Below are 4,023 nucleotides of genomic sequence, written 5' to 3'. Positions count from 1 at the left end.
AGCGGCTTCGTTCAACAAGCTAATTAATAAGGACTAAAAACAGTTTGCTGTTTTCGTTCCTCAACATTTTAGCAAACTATTTTTAGCCCATTATTAGGGCGTTAGTTGTACTTAATACGAGTCAGAGTAAATGAAAGAATTCGAAGTGAAAATACCTACCGACATTGAAATTGCAGAAGCTCAAGAAAAGCTAGGTTTCACTTTTCCACCCGAGTATGTGGCATTCATTAAATCTGGATATGATCTAGGAGATGCTCCACTTGAAGCATTGGAAATCGTCGATCCCCCTAGTTATGCTGACATATACGAAGTATTGGTGAGTGCTCGAAAGTTTTATGATTTACCTGTTGAGCTTATGCCTATCTGTGAAGACAACTCAGATTACTATTGCATCAATAATAATGGTGAGGTGGTGTTTTGGTCGCACAATGGAACTACCGATGAAAAGTGGGCAAACGTGACCGCATGGGCTAAGCAAATGGTTCTAGAGGCTGGCGAGTAACGCACAACTAACAAGGTTGTAAACGCGGACAAATAACAGTTGGCTTTGTTCGTGCCTCACAAATTTTAGCCAACTTTTATTAGCCGGTTACAACGGCGTTAGCCATCAAATGGAGATTGAACATTGCCGCAAGAATTGTATTTAGTTAGCCTTGTTTTTTCATGCTTAGCTTTAATTGTTTCAGGTGTCACAGCTTGGCTTACTTTTTTCTGTAAAGGTGAGCTTGTTATGACTCAACCAACGGTTGTTTTTTTCGGTCCTGATGGTTCAAACTTTAACAGCCCAAAGAATAAAATTTATTTACGCACACTTTTATATAGCACTTCTAAACGAGGTCAAGTTATCGAAAGTTTACATGTTTCAATTCAGCGTAATGAATCAAAACAAAATTTTAATGTTTGGGTTTATGGAGAGAAAGGGGATTTAAAAAGAGGCAGTGGCTTATTTGTTCCTCAAGAGGGAGTTACAGCGGATCATCATTTCCTTCTCCCAGAAGATGGTGCTGATTTTAAGTTTTTCGCTGGCAAATACAATGTTGTTGTCTTTGCTAAATTAGTAGGAAGCAGTAAACCAAATAAACTATCTCAATTAAGTTTAGAAATAACAGATGCACAAGCCGCATCTTTAAATGAACCAAATACGGGGCTATATCATGATTGGGGGCCAGACCAGCAATCTTACCATGCTCATATTAATAAAAAGCCAGAGAATGAACCTGATATAGAGGGTTTAATGAAATTGATGGCTAACAAGGCCTTAAAGTCGGATTCGTAACAGTTGGCTCGGTTCCGCTTCGCTTCACATTTTAGCCAACTATTACTCACCGCTTAAGGCGGCGTTAGCACCTATGATGGATTTAGATAAAATTTTTACAATGATTGGTAAAAAGACACCTTTTCATAACTTTAGAAAGAATTTATATAGAATAGATGTCATTCATAAAATTTCAGAAGATTTAAAACAGAATGATTGTGATCAGTTGGATTATAAAGGCTTGCTGCTAAATCAAGCTTATTTGATTTATATGGTTGCATCTTGGCAAGGGTTTGTTGAGAACTTAGCTAAGCGATATTTTACTTTTGTTGTGTACGATACTAAGAACAAAGCCGTCTTAAAAGTTATGGAACAAAAAATGGAGAGATCCATTGCTGGTTTTAATACTCCTAGTGCAAATGGTATAAATACACTATTTAAGGAAGTATTTGGACTGGACAATATTATGAGTCAAATAACTTCTGGTGAGTTAGATAATAAAAAGACAAAGAAAAAACTGAACACGCTCCTAAATTGCCGTCATGAAATTGCTCATGAAGCATTTTGTAAATCCGATGAACTCACGGATGATATTCTTATTTCATATAGAAAGTTTCTCTTAAATTTAGCCGTTAATTTAGAAGATACTCTTATCAAAGAATTAGGTGAGTCTTTAAACGGGTTTGTTTCTAACCGATAGGTGCTAACAAGGCCGTAAAACCAAGGACACAAAACAGCAGGCTTGTGCTCCTTCGTCGCCAATTTTAGCCTGCTATTTTGTGCCGTTTACGGCAAGCGTTAGCTTCCCCCATACTATAGGAGAATTCCTCATAATCTGGTTAATCTACTCAGTCCTAGCTTATTTATTTTATAGTCTAGCTGTGGTATCAGTTGGATTTTTTATTTATACATTATGGAATGTGTATGAATCAGGGGTTAGTAGTGAAACTTTGGGAATGGCTAGCTTGGTACTAATGCCTCATGTACTTTTTATAATACTAGGCAATTGCTGTTTGAATCGTCGTAAGGAAAGAATAAAAGGAATACTTAGGTCGGTTTCTAAACCAACTTATGGTTATTTAGGGTACTTGCTTATATCTACCAATATGATTTTCTTTTCAATTTTTTTGCTTTTAGATATTGAAATTGAGGGCAGGTATGAATTAAAGGTATTCTTGGTATTTATTGTACTAGGTAGCATTTTTGTCAATTGGAGTAGGCAAAGAAGAATTTATTAATAGAAAGCTAACAAGGCCGTCAAACAAAGGACACAAAACAGCAGGCTTGTGCTCCTTCGTCGCCAATTTTAGCCTGCTATTTTGTGCCGTTTACGGCAAGCGTTAGTACTCAAGGAGTCATCGAGTTTTGAATAAGTCTGAAGCAATTAGAAAATTAACAAAACTAAAAGAAAAAGCCGAAGAATTGTTGCAGTTAAGTAGAGGGCATCAAGACTATAAAAAATGGCGTAGAGACTCTGAGGTTGCTATTGAAAGGATTTTTGGTGAGGGAACACGCCATCTAAAAGATTTTACAGATATAAGATACTCGTTAATGATGTTTTCTACCGGCACTCCTGATTCAGCTTTTAATGAAGCCTACTATTCAGGCATAAAGTCAGCAATGACACTGATAGATTCGTTTGTGGATGAAGTCAAAGAATATTGGGATGAGGAATCAGCACAGAGTAAAGAAGAACTATCACCTATAGATCAAGTTGAACTTCTTATCAGACGGTTCCATAAAGTAGCAAGACAATTAAGATCCAGATATTCAACTAGACCTACAATCGAAATTGAAGATGAGTATGATGTGCAGGATTTATTTCATGCTCTACTTAAAATATATTTTGAAGATGTTCGTGCTGAAGAGTATACCCCTAGTTATGCTGGAGCAGCTTCCCGTGTTGATTTCCTTTTAAAAAAGGAAAAGATAGTAATAGAAATTAAAAAAACTCGTAAAGGGCTAACTTCTAAACAGGTCGGTGAACAACTAATTATTGACTCTCTCCGTTATCAAGTTCATCCAGATTGTAACAGACTAGTATGCTTTGTTTATGATCCTGAAGGGCGCGTTGCTAACCCTAGGGGAATTGAAAGTGATTTATCACAAGAAATAAATGGTGTTCCAATTTCTGTTTTCATTACTCCTGAGCAATAGAGTACTAACAAGCGCCTAAACCAAAGGACGCAAAACGCTTGGCTTGCGCTCCTTCGTCGCTCATTTTAGCCAAGCATTTTTCGCCGGTTAGGCGTGCGTTATGTTTAATGGAGGAAGCGGTGATTTTAGGACTAAATCATATCACTATTGCAGTTAGTGACTTGGAATCCTCTCTTCAGTTTTATAGGGATATTTTGGGGTTCACTGCTCATGCTAAATGGGACAAGGGAGCTTACTTATCTGTAGGTGAGCTCTGGTTTTGTCTTTCATTCGATGAACCTTGCCTAAAAGCCGACTATACCCACGTCGCTTTTGATATTGCATCTGAAGAATTTGACGCCTTTGCGAAGCGTATCGTTTCATTGGGTGTAGATGTTTGGAAAGAGAACAAAAGTGAAGGGCAATCACTGTACATTTTAGACCCTGATGGCCACAAGCTAGAGATACATTCGGGTTCGCTGGAAAGCAGGTTAAAATCTCTAAGAACGAAACCATACAGTGGGCTTGTTTGGCTTTAAACATAACAAATAAGGATAGGTGTCGCGAAACCGACACCTTATCTGGGTGTTGAACAAGCCCTGCGGCGCTGGTGATGCTTCTATATAGTAAAT

5 protein-coding genes are annotated in these 4,023 nt (G+C 37.6%); all 5 read left to right on the top strand.

From position 1 onward, the window contains the following. Window positions 1-130: 130 nt before the first annotated feature. The 5 genes from N475_RS02230 to fos all read left to right on the top strand — a co-directional run bounded on the left by N475_RS02230 (window position 131) and on the right by fos (window position 3,930). Window positions 131-502, top strand: a complete 372-nt coding sequence (locus N475_RS02230; protein WP_063364609.1) for an SMI1/KNR4 family protein — start codon at window positions 131-133, stop codon at window positions 500-502. A 123-nt stretch (window positions 503-625) separates the two neighbouring features. Beyond that, window positions 626-1,276, top strand: a complete 651-nt coding sequence (locus N475_RS02225) for a hypothetical protein (RefSeq protein ID WP_063364608.1) — start codon at window positions 626-628, stop codon at window positions 1,274-1,276. Window positions 1,277-1,349: 73 nt separating this feature from the next. Next, the gene (locus N475_RS02220) at window positions 1,350-1,955 is read left to right on the top strand and encodes a HEPN domain-containing protein (RefSeq protein WP_063364607.1); all 606 of its coding nucleotides are present in this window, start codon (window positions 1,350-1,352) and stop codon (window positions 1,953-1,955) included. A 665-nt stretch (window positions 1,956-2,620) separates the two neighbouring features. Continuing rightward, window positions 2,621-3,412 carry a PD-(D/E)XK nuclease domain-containing protein gene (locus N475_RS02215; RefSeq protein ID WP_211270588.1) on the top strand — a complete coding sequence of 264 codons (792 nt, stop codon included), beginning with the start codon at window positions 2,621-2,623 and terminating at the stop codon, window positions 3,410-3,412. Window positions 3,413-3,531: 119 nt separating this feature from the next. Next, a complete protein-coding gene (fos, locus tag N475_RS02210) occupies window positions 3,532-3,930 on the top strand; it encodes a FosG/FosC2-related fosfomycin resistance glutathione transferase (protein WP_063364610.1) in 399 nt (132 codons plus the stop codon). Window positions 3,931-4,023: the final 93 nt, after the last annotated feature.

The sequence above is a fragment of the Pseudoalteromonas luteoviolacea DSM 6061 genome, from assembly GCF_001625655.1.
In the GTDB taxonomy this organism is placed as follows: Bacteria; Pseudomonadota; Gammaproteobacteria; order Enterobacterales; family Alteromonadaceae; genus Pseudoalteromonas; species Pseudoalteromonas luteoviolacea.
The sequence above is the reverse complement of the archived record's forward strand: the minus strand, read 5'-3'. Positions and strand labels throughout refer to the sequence as shown.

Bases quoted from the DNA above. Each gene is read 5' to 3' on its own strand.
- N475_RS02230 (WP_063364609.1), top strand. From the start codon at position 131: ATGAAAGAATTCGAAGTGAAAATACCTACCGACATTGAAATTGCAGAA.
- N475_RS02220 (WP_063364607.1), top strand. From the start codon at position 1,350: ATGATGGATTTAGATAAAATTTTTACAATGATTGGTAAAAAGACACCT.